The organism is uncultured Bacteroides sp. (assembly GCF_949298305.1).
Classification (GTDB): domain Bacteria; phylum Bacteroidota; class Bacteroidia; order Bacteroidales; family Bacteroidaceae; genus Bacteroides.
Map to the genome: position 1 here is coordinate 1 of NZ_CASFWU010000023.1, position 23485 is coordinate 23485.

Annotated in this window: 17 protein-coding genes, 4 tRNA genes and 1 pseudogene; 4 read left to right on the forward strand and 18 right to left on the reverse strand. The window is 48.8% G+C overall.

The annotated features are described in order from the left end of the window. Positions 1-241: 241 nt before the first annotated feature. The 16 genes and pseudogenes from rpoC to rpsU form a co-directional block, all read right to left on the reverse strand. Complete coding sequence (rpoC, locus tag Q1Y74_RS04675) at positions 242-4537, reverse strand: DNA-directed RNA polymerase subunit beta' (RefSeq protein WP_300812575.1); 4296 nt, start codon at positions 4535-4537, stop codon at positions 242-244. A gap of 108 nt (positions 4538-4645) precedes the next feature. Then, a complete protein-coding gene (gene rpoB / locus Q1Y74_RS04680; protein ID WP_300812576.1) occupies positions 4646-8458 on the reverse strand; it encodes a DNA-directed RNA polymerase subunit beta in 3813 nt (1270 codons plus the stop codon). A gap of 105 nt (positions 8459-8563) precedes the next feature. Beyond that, the gene (rplL, locus tag Q1Y74_RS04685) at positions 8564-8941 is read right to left on the reverse strand and encodes a 50S ribosomal protein L7/L12 (RefSeq protein WP_300812577.1); all 378 of its coding nucleotides are present in this window, start codon (positions 8939-8941) and stop codon (positions 8564-8566) included. A 95-nt stretch (positions 8942-9036) separates the two neighbouring features. After that, on the reverse strand, positions 9037-9558 hold the full coding sequence (gene rplJ / locus Q1Y74_RS04690) for a 50S ribosomal protein L10 (protein ID WP_300812578.1): 522 nt from the start codon (positions 9556-9558) through the stop codon (positions 9037-9039). Between the two features lie 10 nt (positions 9559-9568). Further along, complete coding sequence (gene rplA / locus Q1Y74_RS04695; protein ID WP_300812579.1) at positions 9569-10267, reverse strand: 50S ribosomal protein L1; 699 nt, start codon at positions 10265-10267, stop codon at positions 9569-9571. A gap of 15 nt (positions 10268-10282) precedes the next feature. Further along, positions 10283-10726: a 50S ribosomal protein L11 gene (gene rplK / locus Q1Y74_RS04700; RefSeq protein WP_300812580.1), complete on the reverse strand. Its 444-nt coding sequence runs from the start codon at positions 10724-10726 to the stop codon at positions 10283-10285. Between the two features lie 59 nt (positions 10727-10785). Beyond that, a complete protein-coding gene (nusG, locus tag Q1Y74_RS04705; protein WP_300812581.1) occupies positions 10786-11328 on the reverse strand; it encodes a transcription termination/antitermination protein NusG in 543 nt (180 codons plus the stop codon). 12 nt (positions 11329-11340) lie between these two features. Then, a complete protein-coding gene (gene secE, locus Q1Y74_RS04710; protein WP_300812582.1) occupies positions 11341-11529 on the reverse strand; it encodes a preprotein translocase subunit SecE in 189 nt (62 codons plus the stop codon). A gap of 14 nt (positions 11530-11543) precedes the next feature. Next, positions 11544-11616, reverse strand: a tRNA-Trp gene (locus Q1Y74_RS04715). 59 nt (positions 11617-11675) lie between these two features. Then, positions 11676-12822, reverse strand: a pseudogene (tuf, locus tag Q1Y74_RS04720) (elongation factor Tu). A 48-nt stretch (positions 12823-12870) separates the two neighbouring features. Then, positions 12871-12942 (reverse strand) — tRNA-Thr (locus Q1Y74_RS04725). Between the two features lie 16 nt (positions 12943-12958). Further along, positions 12959-13041 (reverse strand) — tRNA-Tyr (locus Q1Y74_RS04730). A 31-nt stretch (positions 13042-13072) separates the two neighbouring features. Beyond that, positions 13073-13146, reverse strand: a tRNA-Thr gene (locus Q1Y74_RS04735). Positions 13147-13240: 94 nt separating this feature from the next. Further along, a complete protein-coding gene (raiA, locus tag Q1Y74_RS04740) occupies positions 13241-13540 on the reverse strand; it encodes a ribosome-associated translation inhibitor RaiA (RefSeq protein WP_300812583.1) in 300 nt (99 codons plus the stop codon). Positions 13541-13556: 16 nt separating this feature from the next. Beyond that, positions 13557-14438: a tyrosine recombinase XerC gene (locus tag Q1Y74_RS04745; protein WP_300812605.1), complete on the reverse strand. Its 882-nt coding sequence runs from the start codon at positions 14436-14438 to the stop codon at positions 13557-13559. A gap of 75 nt (positions 14439-14513) precedes the next feature. After that, positions 14514-14705 carry a 30S ribosomal protein S21 gene (gene rpsU / locus Q1Y74_RS04750; protein ID WP_300812585.1) on the reverse strand — a complete coding sequence of 64 codons (192 nt, stop codon included), beginning with the start codon at positions 14703-14705 and terminating at the stop codon, positions 14514-14516. A 383-nt stretch (positions 14706-15088) separates the two neighbouring features. On the opposite strand from rpsU, the gene Q1Y74_RS04755 reads away from it, so the two are divergent. Then, the gene (locus tag Q1Y74_RS04755; RefSeq protein ID WP_300812586.1) at positions 15089-16870 is read left to right on the forward strand and encodes an aminopeptidase P family protein; all 1782 of its coding nucleotides are present in this window, start codon (positions 15089-15091) and stop codon (positions 16868-16870) included. Between the two features lie 117 nt (positions 16871-16987). Beyond that, entirely contained in the window at positions 16988-17503 is a 516-nt protein-coding gene (locus Q1Y74_RS04760; protein WP_300812587.1) for a gamma carbonic anhydrase family protein, read from the forward strand. Between the two features lie 150 nt (positions 17504-17653). Here the strand turns inward: Q1Y74_RS04760 and Q1Y74_RS04765 are convergent, their stop codons facing one another. Both Q1Y74_RS04765 and gltX read right to left on the reverse strand, forming a co-directional pair. After that, positions 17654-18874 (reverse strand): glycosyltransferase N-terminal domain-containing protein, encoded by a 1221-nt coding sequence (locus Q1Y74_RS04765; RefSeq protein ID WP_300812606.1) that lies wholly within the window; start codon positions 18872-18874, stop codon positions 17654-17656. A 31-nt stretch (positions 18875-18905) separates the two neighbouring features. Then, the gene (gltX, locus tag Q1Y74_RS04770) at positions 18906-20432 is read right to left on the reverse strand and encodes a glutamate--tRNA ligase (protein WP_300812588.1); all 1527 of its coding nucleotides are present in this window, start codon (positions 20430-20432) and stop codon (positions 18906-18908) included. Positions 20433-20529: 97 nt separating this feature from the next. Here gltX and Q1Y74_RS04775 point away from each other — a divergent pair, with 97 nt between their 5' ends. Next, on the forward strand, positions 20530-22593 hold the full coding sequence (locus Q1Y74_RS04775) for an HDIG domain-containing metalloprotein (RefSeq protein ID WP_300812589.1): 2064 nt from the start codon (positions 20530-20532) through the stop codon (positions 22591-22593). A gap of 15 nt (positions 22594-22608) precedes the next feature. Beyond that, complete coding sequence (locus Q1Y74_RS04780; protein WP_300812590.1) at positions 22609-23376, forward strand: hypothetical protein; 768 nt, start codon at positions 22609-22611, stop codon at positions 23374-23376. Positions 23377-23485: the final 109 nt, after the last annotated feature.

Consider the following 23485-nt stretch of genomic DNA (forward strand, 5'->3'; position numbering starts at 1 on the left):
CTTGTCTGTTCATAATAATTGAGGTTTGATTGTATTCACTACCGCAAAGCTACAACCAAACCTCAAGGTTTAAAAGGTGCATTTATTCGAATGCTTACCAATCAACGATAGCCCTTAAAAGAGAGGGCACTATTGCCGCTCACGGGAAGCTGTCGATTACATCACAAAAAACAAACAGGGAGGATGTCCTTAAACGAACACCCTCCCTGCAAAATATTTACAATTGATGTACTACTTATACTTATTCATCCACCTTCTCATCTACAGCATAGTCGAGTACGGTTTTCTTGTTGGCAAGCATACGGTCGTACTCTTCCTTGGAGCCTACGATGATTTTCTCAAAGTCACGCTGTCCGGTACCGGCAGGAATCAGATGACCGCAGATGACGTTCTCCTTCATACCTTCCAGCTTGTCCACCTTGCCGTTGATAGCAGCTTCGTTAAGGACCTTCGTTGTTTCCTGGAAGGAAGCGGCAGACATGAAGCTCGACGTCTGCAAAGCGGCACGGGTAATACCCTGAAGAATCTGAGTAGAAGTGGCGGGAACGGCATCGCGTACCTCAACCAACTTCATGTCACGACGCTTTAGCATGGAGTTTTCGTCACGCAACTTGCGGGCGGTGACAATCTGACCCGGCTGCAGAGTCTGTGAGTCGCCGGCATCTACCACGACCTTCTTGCCCCAGATGCGGTCGTTCTCTTCCATGAACTCCAGCTTGTCCACTACCTGCTGTTCGAGGAAGCGGGTGTCGCCCGGTTCGTCGATTTCGACCTTGCGCATCATCTGGCGGACAATGATCTCAAAGTGCTTGTCGTTAATCTTCACACCTTGCAGACGGTAAACGTCCTGTACTTCATTAACAATATATTCCTGTACAGCCGTGGGACCCTTGATGGCCAGGATGTCGGCCGGCGTGATGGCGCCGTCGGACAACGGGGTACCGGCACGCACGTAGTCGTTTTCCTGTACCAGAATCTGGCGTGACAGGGGCACGAGGTATTTCTTGACCTCGCCGGTCTTGGAGGTAACGACAATCTCGCGGTTACCACGTTTCACCTTACCCATGGTAATCTCACCGTCGATTTCGGAAACGACGGCGGGGTTGGACGGGTTACGGGCCTCGAACAACTCGGTGACACGGGGAAGACCACCCGTGATATCACCGGCCTTGCCGACAGCACGCGGAATCTTCACGATAACTTCACCGGCCTTCACCTTCTGTCCGTCCTCAACTACCACGTGGCCACCCACAGGCAGGTTGTAGGTACGGATGAGCTCGCCGTCCTCGGTCATGATGTGTGCGGTAGGCACCTTGGTCTTGTCCTTGGACTCGATGATGATGATTTCGCGCAGACCGGTGGATTCATCCGATTCAATCTTATAGGTAACGTTCTCGATGACACCCTCGAACTCAATCTTACCGGTAGCTTCGGTGATGATGACGGCGTTGAACGGGTCCCAACGGGCAATCAGCTTGCCGGCTTCCACCAGCTCGCCGTCTGCGGCATAGAGCGTAGAGCCGTAGGGCACGTTGTGCGTAGACAGCACGATGCCGGTGTTGACATCCACAAAGCGGACTTCGGCCAGACGACCGACAACAACCTTGGCAGGTTCGCCGGCTTCGTCAATGACGTCTACCGTACGGAGTTCTTCAAATTCAAGACGGGCAGCGTTCTTGGCCACGATGCTGGCATTGGCTGCGATGTTGGCAGCCGTACCACCGGCGTGGAAAGTACGCAACGTCAGCTGAGTACCCGGTTCACCGATGGACTGTGCAGCGATGACGCCGACAGCCTCGCCTTTCTGAACCATGCGGCTGGTGGCCAGGTTGCGGCCATAGCACTTGGCGCAGACACCTTTCTTGGACTCGCAAGTCAGCACGGAACGGATTTCGACGCTCTCGATGGGCGAGTCTTCAATCTTCTGCGCAATGGCTTCGGTAATTTCCTCACCGCCGGCAACAATCAGCTCGCCGGTTGTCGGATGAACAATATCGTGTACGGATACACGTCCCAGGATGCGCTCATACAGCGTAGCGATAACTTCATCGTTGTTCTTCAACGCTGTACAAACCAGTCCGCGGAGTGTACCGCAGTCTTCTTCGTTGATAATCACGTCGTGCGAAACGTCTACCAGACGACGGGTCAGGTATCCGGCATCGGCTGTCTTCAAGGCGGTATCGGCCAAACCCTTACGGGCACCGTGGGTAGAGATGAAGTACTCCAACACGGACAAGCCTTCCTTAAAGTTAGAAAGAATCGGGTTCTCAATAATCTGACCGCCTTCTGCACCGGCTTTCTGAGGCTTGGCCATCAAACCACGCATACCGGAGAGCTGACGAATCTGTTCCTTAGAACCACGGGCACCGGAGTCAAGCATCATGTAGACGGAGTTGAATCCCTGGTCGTCGTTGGAAATGGTCTTCATCAGGATGTTGGACAACTCAGAGTTGACATGTGTCCAGATATCGATAACCTGGTTGTAACGCTCGTTGTTGGTGATGAAACCCATGTTATAGTTGTTGATGACCTGCTCTACTTCTTCGTAACCTTTCTGTACGAGCGCCTCTTTCTCCTCGGGAATGATAATATCGCCCAAGTTGAAGGAAAGACCGCCCTTGAAGGCCATGTAGTAACCCAAGTTCTTGATTCCGTCCAAGAAATCGGCAGCCTTGGCCACACCGCAAACTTTAATAACATGGCTGATGATGTCGCGGAGTGACTTCTTGGAGATAATGGTATTGATGTATCCGGCCTCGGGTGGAACAATCTCATTCACAATGACACGGCCTACGGAAGTATCGTGCATCATCTTGTCGACAATGTTTCCATTCTCGTCCACGTCCTTCACAACGACACTGACGGGAGCATGAATGTCACACTTGCCTTCATTGTAAGCAATCAGAGCCTCTTCAGGACCATAGAATACCAGGCCTTCGCCCTTGGCACCCTTGCGCAACTTGGTGATGTAGTACAAACCCAGCACCATGTCCTGTGCAGGCACGGTGATAGGCGCGCCGTTGGCAGGATTCAATATATTATGAGACTGGAGCATCAGCATCTGTGCTTCCAGAATGGCTTCGTTGCTCAGAGGCAAGTGAACGGCCATCTGGTCACCGTCGAAGTCGGCATTGAACGCCGTACAAGCCAACGGATGCAACTGAATAGCCTTACCTTCAATCATCTTCGGCTGGAAAGCCTGGATACCCAGACGGTGCAGTGTCGGGGCACGGTTCAGCAGGACGGGATGTCCTTTCATCACATGCTCCAGAATGTCCCAAATAACGGGTTCCTTGCGGTCTACAATCTTCTTGGCACTCTTGACCGTCTTCACGATGCCGCGCTCTATAAGTTTACGGATGATAAACGGCTTGTAAAGCTCGGCAGCCATCAGTTTAGGAATACCGCACTCACCCATTTTCAATTCAGGGCCTACAACGATAACCGAACGGGCAGAATAGTCAACACGCTTACCCAACAGGTTCTGACGGAAACGTCCCTGCTTACCTTTCAAGCTGTCCGAAAGAGACTTCAACGGACGGTTTGCATCGGTCTTAACAGCGCTGGACTTACGGGAATTATCGAACAAAGAGTCGACAGCTTCCTGCAACATACGTTTTTCGTTACGAAGAATGACTTCGGGTGCCTTGATTTCAATCAACCGTTTCAAACGGTTGTTACGGATAATGACACGACGGTAAAGATCATTCAAGTCGGAAGTGGCAAAACGCCCGCCATCCAACGGAACCAACGGACGCAATTCAGGCGGGATGACAGGTACAATGCGTACAATCATCCATTCAGGTTTATTACGTCCACGCGAAGCACGGAAGGACTCAACCACCTGAAGACGTTTCAAAGCCTCGCTCTTGCGTTGCTGAGAAGCATCGCTACCAGCACGATGACGCAGCTCATAAGACAATGCATCCAAATCAATATGAGAAAGGAGGTCATAAATAGCCTCGGCACCCATCTTGGCAATAAACTTGTTCGGATCTGAATCTTCCAGGAACTGATTTTCCTTAGGCAGTTTATCCAACAAATCCAGATATTCACCTTCTTCCAACAAGTCGTATTGAGCAACTTCATCGCCTAAGATACCCGGCTGTATGACAATATAACGTTCATAATAAATGACAGCATCCAGTTTCTTGGTAGGCAATCCCAACAGATAACCAATCTTATTGGGGAGTGAACGGAAATACCAGATATGGGCTACAGGCACCACCAGCTGAATGTGGCCCATACGCTCGCGACGCACCTTCTTCTCGGTCACTTCCACACCGCAACGGTCACAAACAATACCTTTATAGCGGATGCGTTTGTACTTACCGCAGTGGCATTCATAATCCTTGATAGGACCAAAAATACGCTCACAGAAGAGGCCGTCACGTTCAGGCTTATACGTACGGTAGTTGATGGTTTCAGGCTTTAAAACTTCACCACTCGAATTCTCAAGGATTTCTTCGGGAGAAGCCAAACCGATTGAGATTTTCGAGAAATTACTTTTTATCTTGTTATCTTTTCTAAAAGCCATACTTTATATTAATTGATAATTGACAATGGATTATTGAAAAATGAAAGCAGACAACCAATAATCGGGAAGAAGAGCACAAACTCCTCTTTCCCAATTATCAATTATTCATTATTCTAAGTTGATGCTCAATCCGAGTCCTCTCAACTCGTGGAGCAACACGTTCAGAGATTCCGGTATGCCGGGAGTGGGCATCGGCTCACCCTTCACGATGGCTTCGTAGGCTTTGGAACGTCCTACTACATCATCCGACTTGATGGTCAAGATTTCCTGCAGGATATGGGCGGCACCGAAAGCTTCGAGTGCCCAAACCTCCATTTCTCCGAAACGCTGACCACCGAACTGTGCCTTACCACCCAACGGCTGCTGCGTAATGAGTGAGTACGGACCGATGGAACGGGCGTGCATCTTGTCTTCAACCATGTGGCCTAACTTCAACATATAAGTCACACCTACCGTAGCCTGCTGTTCAAATGCCTCACCAGTGCCTCCGTCATACAGCGTTGTCTTACCATAGCGGGGCAAACCGGCCTTATCAGTCCATTCGTTCAGGTCGTCCAAGGTAGCACCGTCAAAGATAGGTGTGGCAAATTTCACGCCCAGCTTCTTGCCGGCACGACCTAATACAGCCTCGAAAATCTGTCCGATGTTCATACGCGAAGGCACACCCAACGGGTTCAGAACAATGTCAACAGGAGTACCGTCAGCCAAGAACGGCATGTCCTCCTGACGTACCACGCGGGAAACAATACCTTTGTTACCGTGACGACCGGCCATCTTGTCACCAACACCAATCTTACGTTTCTTGGCAATATATACTTTGGCCATCTGGATGATGCCTGCAGGCAATTCATCACCAATGGTAATGGCAAATTTCTTACGTTTCAATTCGGCATCGAGTTCCTTATACTTCTTTATATAATTCATAATCAATGCACGAATCAATGAGTTGGTATGTTCGTCCTTCGTCCAATTGCTCAACTGAATAGCCGTAAAATCCAAATCGCCGAAATCGGAAGCGGAGAAACGAGCACCCTTGGAAATGACATCCGCACCGATATAATCTTTCACACCTTCAGAAGTATAATTCTCTGTCAGTTTCAGCAACTTGTTTATCAGAATCTTCTTCAAAGCGGCCACCTTGCCTTCAAATTCATCGTCAATCTTCGGCAGTAATGCCTTGTCTGCCAACTTGGAACTACGAGTCTTGATGACACGAGAGAACAGACGTTTACCAATAACCACACCCTTCAACGACGGAGAAGCTTTCAGTGAAGCATCCTTCACATCGCCAGCCTTGTCACCAAAGATGGCACGGAGCAATTTCTCTTCTGGTGAAGGATCGGATTCGCCTTTCGGGGTAATCTTACCAATCAGGATGTCACCAGGTTCGATACGTGCACCAACACGTACAATACCATTCTCATCCAAATCCTTGGTAGCTTCTTCGCTTACATTAGGTATATCGGAAGTAAGTTCCTCCATACCGCGCTTCGTTTCGCGAACCTCAAGAGAATATTCCTCCACGTGCACCGAAGTCAGCAGGTCTTCACGAACCACACGTTCATTCAACACAATGGCATCCTCGTAATTGTAGCCCTTCCATGGCATATATGCAACAAGCAGATTTTTACCCAAAGCCAATTCACCGTCTTCGGTGGAATAACCTTCAGTCAAAATTTGCCCCTTCGTCACACGCTGACCTTTCTCACAAATCGGGCGCAGGTCAATTGTCATATTCTGATTAGTGCGACGCCATTTCGGAATACGGTATTCCTTCAAGGCGGGCTCGAAACTAACAAACTCTTCATCTTCTGTACGGTCGTAAAGAATACGAATGGTGGTTGCATCTACAAAATCCACAACACCTTCACCTTCAGCCGTAATCTGGGTACGCGAGTCGCGAGCCAACTGTCGTTCAATACCAGTACCAACGATAGGAGCCTCACTTCTCAATAAAGGAACAGCCTGGCGCATCATGTTCGATCCCATCAACGCACGGTTAGCATCGTCATGTTCGAGGAACGGAATCAAAGAAGCGGCAATAGAGGCAATCTGCTGCGGCGACACATCCATTAACTCTACTTCAGAAGGAGGAACAACAGGATAATCCGCATCTTGACGAGACTTCACTTTATCACGGATAAAGGTTCCGTCATCGTTCAGCGGAGCATTGCCCTGTGCAATAATCTTTCCCTCCTCTTCTTCGGCAGAAAGATAAACCAATCCTTCATCTGAAAGATCTACTTTACCATTAGCGACCTTGCGATAAGGAGTCTCAATGAAGCCAAGGTCATTGATTTTGGCAAACACACAAAGTGAAGAAATCAAACCGATGTTCGGGCCTTCAGGTGTTTCGATAGGACACAGACGGCCATAGTGCGTATAGTGTACGTCTCGCACCTCGAAACCGGCACGTTCACGGGACAAGCCACCAGGACCCAAGGCTGACATACGGCGTTTGTGCGTAATTTCAGCCAGCGGGTTGGTCTGATCCATGAACTGAGAAAGAGCATTCGTCCCGAAGAAAGAATTGATAACGGAAGAAATAGTCTTCGCATTAATCAAATCAATCGGAGTAAACACTTCGTTGTCACGCACGTTCATACGCTCACGAATGGTACGTGACATACGCGCCAGACCTATGGCGAACTGATTGGACAACTGCTCACCAACTGTACGCACACGACGGTTGCTCAAGTGGTCGATATCGTCCACGTCAGCCTTCGAATTAATCAGTTCAATCAGATACTTGATAATTTCAATGATATCTTCTTTAGTAAGAACGCGCACGTCCATATCGGTCGTCAGGTTCAACTTCTTGTTGATGCGGTAACGGCCTACATCGCCCAAATCATATCTTTTCTCCGAGAAGAACAGGTTGTTGATAACCTCGCGCGCACTTGCATCATCAGCCGGGTCTGCATTACGCAACTGACGGTAGATGTAAAGTACAGCTTCCTTTTCAGAGTTACTCGGGTCTTTCTGTAAGGTATTATATATGATAGAATAATCAGACTGGTTCGGTTCATCCTTATGTACAAGAATGTTTGAAACGCCTGACTCCAAAATAACATCAATATGTTCCGGTTCAATCACGGTTTCACGATCAATAACCACTTCATTACGCTCGATAGAAACCACTTCACCAGTATCTTCATCTACAAAATCCTCAATCCATGTCTTCAAGACACGAGCCGCCAACTTACGACCGACATATTTCTTCAAGTTGGCCTTATTCACTTTTACATCTTCAGCTAAGTTAAAGATTTCAAGAATGTCCTTATCGTTCTCAAAACCGATAGCACGCAACAAAGTAGTTACAGGCAACTTCTTCTTACGATCAATGTAAGCATACATTACGTTGTTAATATCCGTAGCAAATTCAATCCACGATCCCTTAAAGGGGATAATGCGAGCGGAATACAACTTTGTACCATTCGCGTGCACACTTTGTCCGAAAAACACACCCGGAGAACGGTGCAACTGTGAAACAACTACACGTTCAGCACCATTGATAACGAATGTAGCCTTATCCGTCATATAGGGAATAGGTCCCAAGAACACATCCTGTATCACCGTATCAAAATCTTCATGATCTGGGTCGGTACAATACAGTTTCAATTTTGCTTTTAAAGGTACACTATAAGTAAGCCCTCGCTCTATACATTCATCGATAGTATAACGCGGCGGATCAATATAGTAGTCCAAAAACTCAAGCACAAAATTGTTTCTTGTATCGGCAATGGGGAAGTTTTCTGCAAACACTTTATACAATCCCTCGTTCTTACGTTTTTCAGGCGGGGTATCCAGTTGTAGAAAGTCTTTGAATGACTTCAATTGTACTTCCAAGAAATCCGGATATTCCAACGGATTCTTAGTCGAAGCGAAATTAATTCTTTGATTTACAGTAGTTGAAGACATCTGATAATGGATTTGTAGAACTTAATTTTAAATATATACACAAAAAGGTTAAGAACCCTTTTAACGAAGGGTTCCTAACCGAAATACCTGATAAACAGGCTAATGTTATTTAAGTTCAACTTCTGCTCCAGCTTCTTCCAGTGTCTTCTTCAGTGACTCAGCTTCGTCTTTAGCCAAACCTTCTTTTACTACGCTCGGAGCACCGTCAACCAAATCTTTAGCTTCCTTCAAGCCAAGACCGCAAGCTTCCTTAACGGCTTTAACAACCTGAAGTTTAGCTGCACCAGCGCTCTTCAATACTACATCGAAAGAAGTCTTCTCTTCTGCGGCGGCAGCAGCACCAGCTGCAGGACCAGCAGCAACAGCTACAGCTGCAGCAGCAGGTTCAATACCGTATTCTTCCTTCAAAATAGTTGCAAGTTCATTAACTTCTTTTACTGTCAAGTTAACTAATTGTTCTGCAAAAGCTTTCAAATCTGCCATTTTTGTATGTTTTTTAATTGTTTAAATACTAAATAAATTGATAATGTTTAGGAAAGGACAAACTATCAAAAAATGCCTCTCCCAGTTTTGAAGCCTTAGGCTTCAGTACGTTCACCAAGAGTCTTGAGGACTCCGTGAAGTGTATTACCACCTGATTGCAGAGCAGAAATAACATTCTTGGCAGGAGATTGCAGCAAAGCAACAATATCTGCAATAACTTCATTCTTACTCTTGATAGCTACAAGCGCATCCAGCTGGTCTGCACCTACATAGAAACTTTCCTCAGCATAAGCTGCCTTCAGTCCAGGAATACCTTCTTTCGCCTTGTCCTTGATTAACTTAGCCGGTGCGTTTGCAACATTGCAGAACATAACGGCAGTCGTACCTTTCAGACACCCATAAATGGGAGAATAATCTTCTTCAAGGCTCTCAAGTGCTTTATGGAGCAAAGAATTCTTAACAACCATCAGCTTGATACCAGCTTTGAAGCAATCTCTACGCAAAGCGCTGGTTGCAGCAGCATTCATTGCTGTAGTATCAACTAAATAGAAGTGACCGTATTCTTTTACAGTAGCAGCAAGCTGCTCAATAATCGTACTTTTATCTTCCTTTCTCATACTCGTCTTATTAGATTTCTTCTACTGATTTCGGGTCAATTTTAATACCCGCACTCATGGTGCTAGAAAGATAAATACTCTTAATATATGTACCCTTGGCTGTAGTCGGTTTCAATTTATTCAAAGTAGAGATGAATTCTCTTGCATTGTCACGAATTTGATCAACGCCAAATGAAACTTTACCGATGGAAGTATGAACAATACCGTTTTTATCAACTTTAAAGTCAATCTTACCTTGTTTAACTTCCTTCACAGCTTTAGCAACATCCATAGTCACAGTACCACTCTTGGGATTCGGCATCAGTCCACGGGGACCGAGTATACGACCGAGGGCACCAATCTTACCCATAATGGACGGCATTGTGATAATCACATCAATATCAGTCCATCCACCTTTGATCTTTTCAATATATTCATCAAGACCAACATAGTCAGCTCCAGCTTCCTTTGCAGCAGCTTCTGCATCCGGTGTACAGAGCACAAGCACACGCGTAACCTTACCTGTACCGTGAGGAAGCGATACAACACCTCTCACCATCTGGTTGGCCTTACGCGGGTCAACGCCCAGACGCACATCGATATCCAGTGAAGCATCGAACTTGGTAAAAGTAATATCCTTTACCAGCTGTGCAGCTTCCTTGAGAGAGTACGATTTCCCTGCTTCAATTTTGCCTGCAGCCAACTTTTGATTTTTTGTCAGTTTACCCATTCTAATTGAAGTTTATTAGTTATTAACCGGGAACTCCCCTTTTACAGTGATACCCATACTTCTGGCTGTACCTGCAACCATCTTCATGGCAGCTTCTACAGTGAAACAGTTCAAGTCCGGCATCTTATCCTGAGCAATCGTACGAACCTGTTCCCAAGTAATCTCAGCAACTTTCTTACGATTAGGCTCGGCAGAACCACTCTTCACCTTTGTCAACTCAAGCAACTGAATTGCAACAGGAGGAGTCTTGATAACAAAATCAAAAGACTTGTCTGCATAGTAAGTGATAATCACAGGAAGAATCTTACCTGCCTTGTCCTGGGTTCTGGCGTTGAATTGCTTGCAAAACTCCATGATATTGATTCCCTTTGAACCCAATGCAGGGCCTACGGGAGGTGATGGGTTTGCCGCGCCTCCTTTAATCTGTAATTTGATTAGTCCAGCAACTTCTTTAGCCATTTTCTAATTGATTTTTATATAACATTTAATAAAAGAAAATCAGCAGCGTAACACCTGCATCATTCCTTTTCAACTTGCATAAAGCCTAATTCGAGCGGAGTTTTCCGTCCGAAAATCTTAACCATGACCTTCAGTTTCTTCTTTTCAGTATTCACTTCTTCAATGATACCACTGAAACCAGTAAACGGACCGTAATTAACCTTCACAGTCTCACCGACTACGTAGGGGATGTTCAGATCCTCTCCAACATCCTGCAACTCGTCTACCGTACCAAGAATGCGATTCACTTCCGATTGTCTCAGAGGTACAGGTTTATCTGTACCACCCAAGAAGCCTATCACATTCGGAGTATTTCTCAAGTGGTGAGTTACCTCACCTACCAGAGCAGCTTCCACCAAAACGTAACCAGGAAGATAACTTCTTTCCTTCACAATTTTTTTTCCATTGCGAACCTGATAAACCTTTTCGGTTGGAATCAACACCTGAGATACATATTCGCCAAGATCACTATTCTTGATATCAGCCTCGAGATACTCTTTAACCTTAGCCTCTTTTCCACTAATAGCACGTAATACGTACCATTTCTTTTCAATCTCAGACATTCTCCTTTAAAATTAATGTGGATAAACAAATTCCATTACATGCTGGAAACAGAAGTCCATCACAAACACTACCACTGCAATAAGTAGGGAAGCATATAAAACAACTACTGCACTGTTAGTAAGTTCAGAATACGTAGGCCACGACACTTTATGAACAAGTTCGTCGTAAGTTTCCTTGAAATAAGCTACAATCTTCTTCATTTCTTAAATATTAGCACGGGAGGAGAGGCTCGAACTCCCGACACCCGGTTTTGGAGACCGGTGCTCTACCAACTGAGCTACTCCCGTTTGAACAGAATCAGTTCCCGATTTACACCGGGAACTGATTGCTTTATAAAATTGATTGATTAGTCGAGGATTTCAGTAATCTGACCAGAACCTACCGTACGACCACCTTCACGGATAGCGAAGCGCAGACCTACGTTCAAGGCAACCGGATAAATCAGCGTTACAGTGATTTCTACGTTATCACCCGGCATTACCATTTCTACGCCTTCAGGAAGAGTGATTTCACCTGTACAGTCCATAGTACGCAGATAGAACTGAGGACGATACTTGTTGTGGAACGGAGTATGACGACCACCTTCTTCTTTCTTCAACACATAGATAGAAGCTTTGAACTTAGAGTGGGGCTTAATCTGGCCCGGCTTGCAAAGCACCATACCACGCTTGATTTCGTTCTTGTCGATACCACGGAGCAACAGACCTACGTTATCACCGGCTTCGCCTTCATCCAACAGCTTGCGGAACATTTCAACGCCAGTTACAACGGACTTCTTGTCTTCGCCCAGACCAAGGATTTCAACTTCGTCACCAACCTTGATAACGCCAGCTTCGATACGGCCAGTAGCAACAGTACCACGACCCGTGATAGAGAACACGTCTTCAACCGGCATCAGGAACGGTTTATCAACGTCACGCGGAGGCAGAGGAATCCAAGTATCGCAAGCATCCATCAGCTCCATAACCTTCTCTTCCCACTTCTCAACACCGTTCAATGCGCCAAGAGCAGAACCCTGAATAAACGGAGTGTTGTCACCGTCGAAATCGTAAGCTGACAGCAGTTCACGCATTTCCATTTCAACGAGCTCCAACATTTCGGGGTCGTCTACCATATCACATTTATTCATAAATACAACCAGTCTCGGCACGTTTACCTGACGAGCCAGAAGAATGTGCTCGCGAGTCTGAGGCATCGGACCATCAGTTGCAGCAACTACGATGATAGCACCATCCATCTGAGCAGCACCAGTTACCATGTTCTTTACATAGTCGGCGAGTTTCATACTCTACGTGAGAAGTATTGATAGTAATACCTCTTTCCTTCTCCTCGGGAGCATTATCAATCTGATCGAAAGACTTAACTTCTGACAGGCCCTTCTTTGCCAACACTGTAGTGATAGCAGCTGTCAACGTGGTTTTACCGTGGTCTACGTGACCAATTGTACCAATGTTTACGTGAGGTTTGGTACGTTCGAATTTCTCTTTAGCCATAGCTTTACTTGTTATTTATTTGATTAATGATCAACTTTACCCTTCTTGAGCTGTTACCGGGACTTGAACCCGGGACCTCTTCCTTACCAAGGAAGTGCTCTACCGCTGAGCTATAACAGCAAAATAAATGAGAGTGTGGGCAAAGATGGATTCGAACCACCGAAGGCGTAAGCCAGCAGATTTACAGTCTGCCCCATTTGGCCACTCTGGAATTTGCCCTTTTATTCAGGAATTACCCGATTACATTTTGAGCCTCTTGTCGGATTCGAACCAACGACCCCGAGATTACAAATCACGTGCTCTGGCCAACTGAGCTAAAGAGGCAATTTCAAAATTGCAGCCGTCACAATCATATACGTGAGCGAAACGGCTGCAAATTTAGGGATTTATTTTTTACCCGCAAAATTTTAGCGGAATTTTATTTGCTTCGTTGTTTTTCCTTGTATTTAACCAGCTGTTTTTCCAAAGCTTCAAGACACAAGTCCACCGCTTCTTCAAACGTATCACAAACCTTGTTCGCATAAAACTCGCCGTTCGGGACCAATACCTTCACGCCAGCTTCCTTGTTTTCGGCTGTTTCTGGTTTAACTACCTTTAATGACACCTCTACTTTCTTTATATCATCGTAAAATCTTTCCAATTTAGCAACCTTTTTCTGAATAAAAGCCTGCAATTGCTCTGACGCGTCAAAGTGAATCGATTGAATTCTTACTTCCATACTTACCTCCTTTTCTTTAGGCCCGAGGATGAGCCTGATTATACACTTTTTTTAGCTCCTCAAAAGTGGTATGCGTATAAATTTCAGTCGTTGCCAAGCTCTCGTGCCCGAGGAGTTCCTTGATGGCTCCAAGTTCAGCATCATGATTCAGCATCGTTGTTGCAAAGGTATGTCTCAGCACGTGAGGCGTCCTTTTCTTTACCGTTACCACCTTCGAAAGATTACGTTTCACAACATTTGTAACGACGGCACGAGAAACACGCTCACCATTTTCACGGACAAAAAACGCTTCCCCATGCTCGGGCACTGCTTCGTCCCGCACGCCGACATATTCTTGCATCGAAACCCTCAACTCCTCGTCAAACGGAATCAGCCGTTGTTTATTACGCTTTCCAGTCACCTTAATAAGCGAGGCAGAAAAATCCACGTTCTTATCATCCAACCCCACCAATTCCGAGAGTCGCATACCAGTGGCATAGAACATCTCAATAATCAGGTGATCGCGGCAACCTTTAAAGCCCTCACCGAAATCAACGTCATCCAGCAACCGATTCATCTCACTTTCCTTCAAAAAGACAGGCAAAGGCTTCTTACACTTAGGTCCCGTCACCTTACGCAACGGATCCACCGCCACCTCGCCTTTCCGCAGAAGGTATTTGTAATACGAACGGACAGAACTCAGTTTTCGATTTATCGTGGAAGCAGCGTAACCCTCATCCATCATAGAAACAATCCACTCACGGACGAGTCCTGCATCCACCTCCGAAGGAGCCAAGTCTCCGACATTCTCCTCAACGAATTTCTGCAATTCCTGAACGTCAGTCCGGTAATATCCAACCGTCCCCGCAGAATAGCCTCGCTCATAAAGCAGATAGTCAAGAAAAGATTCTGTCGACAACATAATCGTTACACATCAAATCATGCAACGAATGTATGAAAAAGAATTCAATAATTCAAAGGAATTTACGAATTATTAATCTTCTACTTGCTGAAGTTTTTGAACGTAAATGGCACGTTCTTTCTTAAGTCTCTTTGTTACAGACGGTTTGTCAAACTGTTGTCTGTTTCTCAACTCTTTTACGATGCCAGTCTTTTCAAATTTACGTTTGAATTTCTTCAGCGCTTTCTCAATGTTTTCGCCTTCTTTTACAGGTACTACAATCATGTTTAAAAATCTCGCGATTAAATTCGAGCTGCAAAATTACACATACTTTCTTTATTTACAAAACTTTCGGCCAAAAAATCAATTCACTGCACAATCTAAATCCATCGCAGCAGATTTAGCAAGATTCAGAAATCGAAGCCAACATAGAACCCAAAGTCTGCTTACTTGAAAGTAATTACGGCTCTGACAAATGCAGCGGAATACACTTTCTTCAGCAAAGCGGCCCTCTCCAGGCCGAAAAGGAGTCCTTTCTTCCTAAAAAAGCATGCTTTTCCCCAGCCGAGGATACAACATAGCCAGAAAGTGAGTATCTTTGGAGAAGAATTCATCCGGAGGATTCCCGAAGGCCGGGCTTCTCCTTTCACAATTTATCATTTTTCAATATGGTTCAGGACATCAAGCAACGTCTGGAAGCCCTTCGAAGGCTTTTAAAGGCAGAAGGTTTAGCCGCTTTCATCATTCCCAGCACCGATTCCCACATGAGCGAATATGTAGCACCGCACTGGCAAACAAGGGAGTGGATTTCAGGATTCACCGGTTCGGCAGGAACAGCAGTAATCACACTTCAAGAAGCGGGATTATGGACAGACTCCCGTTACTTTCTACAAGCAGCCCGCCAACTGGAAGGAAGCGGCATTACACTTTACAAAGAAATGTTACCCGAAACACCAGACATCCCAACGTTCCTGGCCACAACCCTCCAACCGGGTGATACGGTCGGTATTGACGGCACTGTCTTTTCAGCAGCCGAAGCCCGCAACCTGCAGCAGCGGCTGGCTTCCAAAGGTATCAGGTTGAGAAGCATCAACGACCCGCTGAAAGACATCTGGGAAGACCGTCCGCCCATGCCTGAAGCCCCGGCATTCGTCTACGACACTTGTTTTGCAGGCAAAAGTTGTACGGAAAAGCTGGCAGAGATACGCAGGCAGATGAATGCCAAAGGAATTGAGGCACTACTGGTGCCCGCACTTGACGAGATTGCATGGACGCTGAACATTCGTGGCAACGATGTTCACTGCAACCCCGTAGTAGTAAGCTATCTGTTGATTGGGCTTCGGGACGCACACCTTTTCATCGAACCGTCCAAAGTGAACCAAAAACTGGCAGAGCATCTGCAAGAGGCAACAGTCACCCTTCACCCTTACACCGAAATCTATCACTTTCTGAGCCAGCTGGACGCCTGCAACATTCAATTAAGCCCTAACCAGACAAACCACGCGCTCTACACCTCCATTCGTTCCGGTTGCCGCATCATTGAGGACAATTCACCCGTAGCCCTACTGAAAGCCGTGCGCAACGAACAGGAAATAAAAGGCCTACGTTCCGCCATGCTGAAAGACGGAGTGGCGCTGGTGAAATTTCTGAAATGGCTGGAAGAAGCTGTACCCGCAGGTCACGAAACGGAAATCAGCGTGGACAAAAGGCTACACGAACTGCGCGCCCAACAACCTCTCTACATGGGTGAAAGCTTCGACACCATAGCCGGTTACAAAGAACACGGTGCCATTGTACATTACGAAGCCACACCCGAAACCGATGCCATACTGAAGCCTGAAGGTTTCCTCCTGCTCGATTCAGGCGCACAATACCTGGACGGAACCACGGACATTACCCGCACTATCGCCCTGGGACCGCTGACCGATGAAGAAAAAACAGACTACACCTTAATATTAAAGGGACACATCGACCTGGCCATGGCCGTCTTCCCCGAAGGCACACGCGGTGTCCAGCTGGACGTACTGGCCCGTATGCCCATCTGGCAACACCGGATGAACTACCTGCACGGTACAGGACACGGAATCGGACACTTTCTCAATGTACACGAAGGGCCACAGAGTATCCGTATGAACGAGAATCCCGTTGTATTGCGCGCAGGTATGCTCACCAGCAACGAACCGGGCGTCTACAAAGCGGGCAGTCACGGCATCCGTACAGAAAATCTGGTACTCACCATACCGGCCGGCGAAGGGCTGTTCGGCAATTACCTGAAATTCGAGACCGTCACCCTCTGCCCCATCTGTACCAAAGGCATCGTCCGTGAAATGCTGACACCTGACGAACTGGACTGGCTCAACCGTTACCATCGTACGGTGTACGAAAAGCTGTCTCCTGCCCTCGACGAAGACGAACGCCGCTGGCTGCAAGAAGCCTGCAGAGAAATTTGACACCAGCAGCGATTGGCATACAGCCAGTAGTCAGCAACCTTCCGCAAGGCCGCCAACCGCGGGCCGCTTGCCACCCAAACGATAAAACCTAACGCTAACCACTAACCAATAATAAAAATGGCACTAATTAAATCTGTAAGAGGCTTTACGCCCGAAATAGGAGAGAACTGTTATTTGGCAGAAAACGCCACCATTGTAGGCGATGTCAAGATGGGACACAACTGCAGTGTATGGTTCAACACCGTACTGCGCGGCGATGTCAACTCCATCCGCATCGGCAACAACGTAAACATTCAGGACGGCAGCGTGCTGCACACACTTTACGAAAAGTCCACCATTGAAATAGGCGACCACGTATCCATCGGACACAACGTCACCATCCACGGTGCCTCCGTCCGCGACTATGCTCTGATAGGCATGGGTTCCACGTTACTGGACCACGCCGTTGTCGGCGAAGGTGCTATCGTAGCCGCCGGTTCACTGGTGCTGAGCCACACTGTCATCGAACCGGGCAGCATCTGGGGCGGTGTGCCTGCCAAATTCATCAAGAAGGTCGACCCCGAGCAAGCCAAAGAACTGAACCAGAAGATTGCCCACAATTACCTGATGTACGCCGGCTGGTACAAGGAATAGCCACCACTGCGGCATACATTCTTTTCAGGAAAAGACATTGTCGAAAACAAAGAATCAGCTTTCTTCCAGAGCAAGTTGCACGAAAGGACAAAGAATAACGTCCGTGCAAACAGTTCTGAAAGAAAGCTGATTCTTTATTCTCAGGGGGGCCTAGAAATTAATCATCCCCAGAATCTTGTCTGTGGCTCCGGCCTGTCCACGCACATAGTCGCCCGCGTTCCGCCCCGTTTTCTCCAAGAAAGCCTCATCAGAGAACAAACGGTCTAGCAGCCCATTCAGTTCGCCGCCATCTTTGATGGAAAATGCGCCCTGAGCCTCGATGAGCTGCACAGCCTCCTGAAACTTCTGGTACTTGGGACCGAAGATAACGGGAATGCCATAGACAGCCGCCTCAAGAGTATTGTGTATGCCCACGCCAAAACCACCGCCAATGTAGGCCACCTCTCCATAACGATAAATGGAAGAAAGCAGGCCGAAACAATCAATAATAAGACAGTCGGCCTTACGGACATTCTGCTCGTCGGCACGAGTATAGCGCACATAAGGCCGCTTCAGTTTACGGACAATTTCCACCAAATGACTTTCGTCAATGACGTGCGGAGCAATGATAAGTTTCATCTCAGGATGGCGGTTGAAGTAGTCAATAAACAAATCCTCATCGGGCGGCCACGAACTACCGGCCACGAAAGTCAGCGCACCACCCTTGAAAGCCTCGACCAGCGGAAGTTCCTTGGCCTCACGACGAATCTGGAGCACACGGTCGAAACGCGTATCACCCACCACCGTAACACGATTGATTCCAATCTTGGCCAAATAGCGTTTGGAACGGTCATTCTGCACAAAGAGATAATCGAAATTCCGAAGCACTTTCCGATAGGGACCGCCGTACCACTTGAAGAATATCTGTCCGCGACGAAAGATGGAAGAGATGCTGTAAACAGGGATGCGACGGCGATGAAGCTCGTCAAGATAGTTCTTCCAGAACTCATACTTGATGAAGAAAGCCATGCAGGGATTGACAATGTCGAGGAACTTCCTGACATTGCGCGGTTTGTCGAAAGGCAGGTAGCACACGACATCGGCTCCGCGGTAGTTCTTACGCACCTCATAGCCCGAAGGCGAGAAGAAAGTGAGCAAAATGCCATAATGCGGATACTCGGCACGAATCCGTTCTATCAGCGGACGCCCCTGTTCAAACTCGCCCAGCGAGGCAGCGTGAAACCAGATGTAGGGCACATCTTTCTGCAACTGCTGACGCAAAAGCTCGTATACCACCCAATGGCCCTTCATCATCTTGCGGGGCTTACGGCTGAAAGGCGCAGCCAAATGGACTGCGATGTCGTAAAGCCCTATTCCCAAGTTGTATAGCAGCATATCTGATGGTTATTTGGTTACCCTCTTTTTATTTCAGCACCTCCACAGCACGACGGATACGGCGGATGGTCTCCTCCTTGCCCAGCAGTTCGGTAATGTCGAACATGTGCGGGCCCTTGCACTCGCCCACCACGGCCAGACGGAAGGCATTCATCACGTTGCCCATGTGGTAGCCCTTCCCGGTAATCCAACCGATGACGATATCTTCGGAAGGCTTCGAACTGAAGTCGGCTATGCCCTCGAGCACTGCCACCAGTTCGTCCATGATGCGGGGGGTATCTTCCGACCAGCGCTTCTTCACATCCTTCTCGGCGTAGGTTTCGGGAGCCTTGAAGAAGAAACGGGTCTGGTCCCACAGTTCCTTCACAAAGTTGACGCGTCCTTTTACCAGCGAAACCACACGTGTCAGGAACTCGTCGCCATACTGTGCCGCGTCCACGCCGTTAGCCTCCAGTACGGGCTTGAACAATTCTGCGATTTCAGCATCGGGCTTCTGCAGGATATACTCGTGGTTGAACCAAATACCTTTCTTATAATCGAACTTGGCGCCCGACTTGCTGCAATGGCTCAGGTCGAACAGCTTCACCAGTTCGTCCATGGTCATCAGCTCCTGGTCGTTGCCGGGGTTCCATCCCAGCAGGGCGAGGAAGTTGATGACGGCTTCGGGCAGATAACCCGCCTCGCGGTAGCCCGAAGACACTTCGCCCGTCTTGGGGTCGTGCCACTCCAGGGGGAACACGGGGAATCCCAGGCGGTCGCCGTCACGCTTGCTCAGCTTGCCGTTGCCTTCGGGTTTCAGCAGCAGAGGCAAGTGGGCGAACTGGGGCATGGTGTCTTCCCAGCCGAAAGCGCGGTAGAGCAGCACATGCAGCGGAGCCGATGGCAGCCACTCCTCGCCACGGATGACGTGGGAGACTTCCATCAGGTGGTCGTCTACAATGTTGGCCAGGTGATAGGTAGGCAATTCATCGGCCGACTTGTAGAGCACCTTATCGTCCAGAATGGACGAATTGATGACCACTTCGCCACGGATAAGGTCGTTCACATGCACGTCCTCATTCGGTTCAATCTTGAAGCGCACCACATACTGCTTGCCGTCGGCAATGAGCGCGTCCACTTCCTCCTTGGAGAGGGTCAGCGAATTGCGCATCTGCAGACGGGTGGAAGCGTCGTACTGGAAGTTGGCCACCTCGGCGCGTTTGGCTTCCAGTTCCTCGGGGGTATCAAAAGCGATGTACGCCTTGCCGGCATCCAGCAGCACCTTGACGTACTTCTTGTAGATGTCCCTCCGTTCGGACTGGCGGTAAGGACCGTGTTCGCCACCGAAGCTGACGCCTTCGTCGAAAGGAATGCCCAGCCATTTGAATGACTCCAATATATATTCTTCCGCACCCGGTACAAAACGGTTGCTGTCGGTATCTTCAATACGGAAAATGAGGTCGCCTCCATGCTGGCGCGCAAAGAGGTAATTGTACAAAGCGGTACGTACGCCGCCGATGTGCAATGCTCCCGTAGGGCTGGGAGCAAAACGGACTCTGACTCTTCTTTCTGCCATAATCTGCCTTATTTATAACTAAATTAGATGGCAAAATTAACCCTTTTTTTCCACACTATCGTTTTTTTTTGTACTTTTCGCAAAAAATTCAACCAATATGAGTTATTTCAAAAGGAAACAGGGAGCCAAGTATAGAGATTTGTTATACAAAGCGCTGATTTTTATCGGTACTGTCGCGGCCATCGTCTACTTTCTTCCACGTGACGGCAAGTTCAACTATCAGTTTGACATCGACAAGCCCTGGAAATACGGCCAGCTCATGGCCACCTTCGATTTTCCCATCTATAAGGACGAAGACGTAGTGAAGCGGGAGCAGGACAGCATATTCGCCAACTTCCAGCCCTACTACCTGCTGGACAAGGCCGTGGAAAGCAACGCCCTCAACAGGCTGAAATCCGACTACCAGAGCCGCCTGAAAAACATACTGCCCACAGCCGACTATCTCCGATACATTGAGAAAAAGCTTTCCGAAATCTACGAGGCCGGCATCCTCTCTACCGAAGACATGGACAAACTGCACCAGGACAGCACAGCCGCCGTCATGCTGGTTGAAGACAAGACTGCCAGCCAGCGGAACCTGCAAGACCTGTTCTCCGTCAAAACGGCCTACGCCTACCTGATGAATGCCGACACAGCCCACTACCGCCGGAGCGTCCTGCGCCTGTGCTCGCTCAACGAATACCTGTCCCCCAACCTTGCCTACGACCAGCAGCGCACCGAAACCGCACGTAAAGAAATTCTCGACAACTACTCCTGGGCCAACGGCATCGTACTCAGCGGACAGAAAATCATTGACCGCGGCGAAATCGTGAACCAAACCACCTACAACATCCTGGAAAGCCTGCGCAAGGAATCCATCCAACGCAGCGAATCGGTGGGACAGAAGCGCCTGATGCTGGGCGGACAAGTGCTCTACGTCAGCATCTTCATGCTCTGCTTCATGCTCTATCTGGACCTCTTCCGCAAGGACTACTACAGCCGCAAGGGGAGCCTCTCCCTGCTCTTCGCCCTCATCATGTCCTACTGCGTGGTGACAGCCCTCATGGTGGCCAACAACGTGTTTACCGTCTACATCCTGCCCTACGCCATGCTGCCCATGATTATCCGCGTCTTTCTGGACTCACGCACGGCGTTCCTCACCCACACCGTCACCATCCTCATCTGCTCCATCTGCCTGCGCTATCCGCACGAGTTCATCCTGCTGCAGCTTACCGCCGGCCTGGTGGCCATCTTCAGCCTGCGCGAGCTGTCGCAACGGTCGCAACTCTTCAAGTCGGCCATTCTGGTCATCATCACCTATGCGGTGGTCTATTTTGCCTTCGAGCTGATTACGGAGAACGACCTTTCCAAACTGAACGGCAGCATGTACACCTATTTCATCATCAACGGCATCCTGCTGCTCTTCACCTATCCTCTGCTCTTCCTCGTCGAGAAGACTTTCGGATTCACCTCCAACGTCACGCTGGTGGAGCTGTCCAACATCAACAACAGCCTGCTGCGGCGCATGTCCGAGACCGTGCCCGGCACCTTCCAGCACTCCATGCAGGTGGCCAACCTGGCGGCCGAGGCGGCCAACCGCATCGAGGGCAAGAGCCAGCTGGTGCGTACCGGCGCCCTCTACCATGACATCGGCAAGATGGAGAACCCCGTGTTCTTCACCGAGAACCAGACGGGAGGCGTCAACCCGCACAAGAACCTGAGCTACGAGCAGAGCGCGCAGGTGGTCATCAGCCACGTGACGGACGGCCTGAAACTGGCCGAAAAGCACAACCTGCCCAAGGTCATCAAGGACTTCATCACCACCCACCACGGCAAAGGCAAGACCAAATACTTCTACATCTCGTGGAAGAACGAGCACCCCGGCGAGGAAGTTAACGAAGAACTTTTCACCTACCCCGGCCCCAACCCGTTCACCAAGGAACAGGCCATCCTGATGATGGCCGACTCGGTGGAAGCCGCCTCGCGCAGCCTGCCCGAATATACGGAAGAGAGCATCAGCAACCTGGTGGACAAAATCATCGACTCGCAGGTGGAGGAAGGCTACTTCAAGGAGTGCCCCATCACCTTCAAGGACATCGCCACGGTGAAATGCGTGTTCAAAGAAAAGCTGAAGACCATGTATCACACACGCATCAGCTATCCCGAACTCAAGAAACAATAAATACACATACCAGCCATGAAAATCACAGAAAAAGAACGGATGAAAGCGGAAAAAGTGCTGAACCGGTACCACATCGCACGGAAGGACATCGAAAGCTTCAGCTTCATGAAGCGCTACCGCCAGACGGACGGCAAGCGGGACAGGATGGTCTACGGCCCCGGCATCCTGGTGCTCCACCTCGCCGACGGCAAGGACCGGCTGCTGATGCCGCCTGCCCTCAAGCACCCCACCTCCCTGCTGCGCTACCTGCTGGCCCACGACATTCCCTTTGAAAACCACCACCCGCAGCAGAAAAAGAACGGGACAGAGATACCCGCCTCCGTCTACAAGCGTCCCTCGCTCTACATGCTCTACTTCTTCGTCCTCTTCCTGGCCTTCCTGACCCTGGGCTACCACCTTGTCAGCGTCTCTACCGGATGGTCCATCGCAGCGGCAATCGTCAGCTTCGGGCTGAGCCTGGTCTTCGTCAGCATGCTCCAGACGCGCTTCTGCTTCCTCTCGCTGGACAAGGACGAGCTGGTGGTGCACAGTGCGGGCCGCACCCTGCGCTATCCCTACTTCGAGCTGCTGAAGGTGAACTTCGACTTTGCCCGCGAGCAGAACTTCACACACGTCATGGAGCTGGTGGACAACCAGTACCGCTACCGCCTGTTCTACATCGGCCGCGTGCCGCGCACCAAGCTGAAGGAAATCTGCAGCCGCCTGCAAGACGCAGGCGTAGACGCCACCTGCAGCCTCAACGACCGGAAGCGGTACTACGAAGACACGCACATGATTCATTAAAGACCGTACCGGCAAACGGGAACGGCCCATAAAGGACACGGACGACACAGGTTTCAGCTGCCGGTTTCTGCAACTGCCCGTATCGTCCGTGTCCTTCATATCCGCCAGC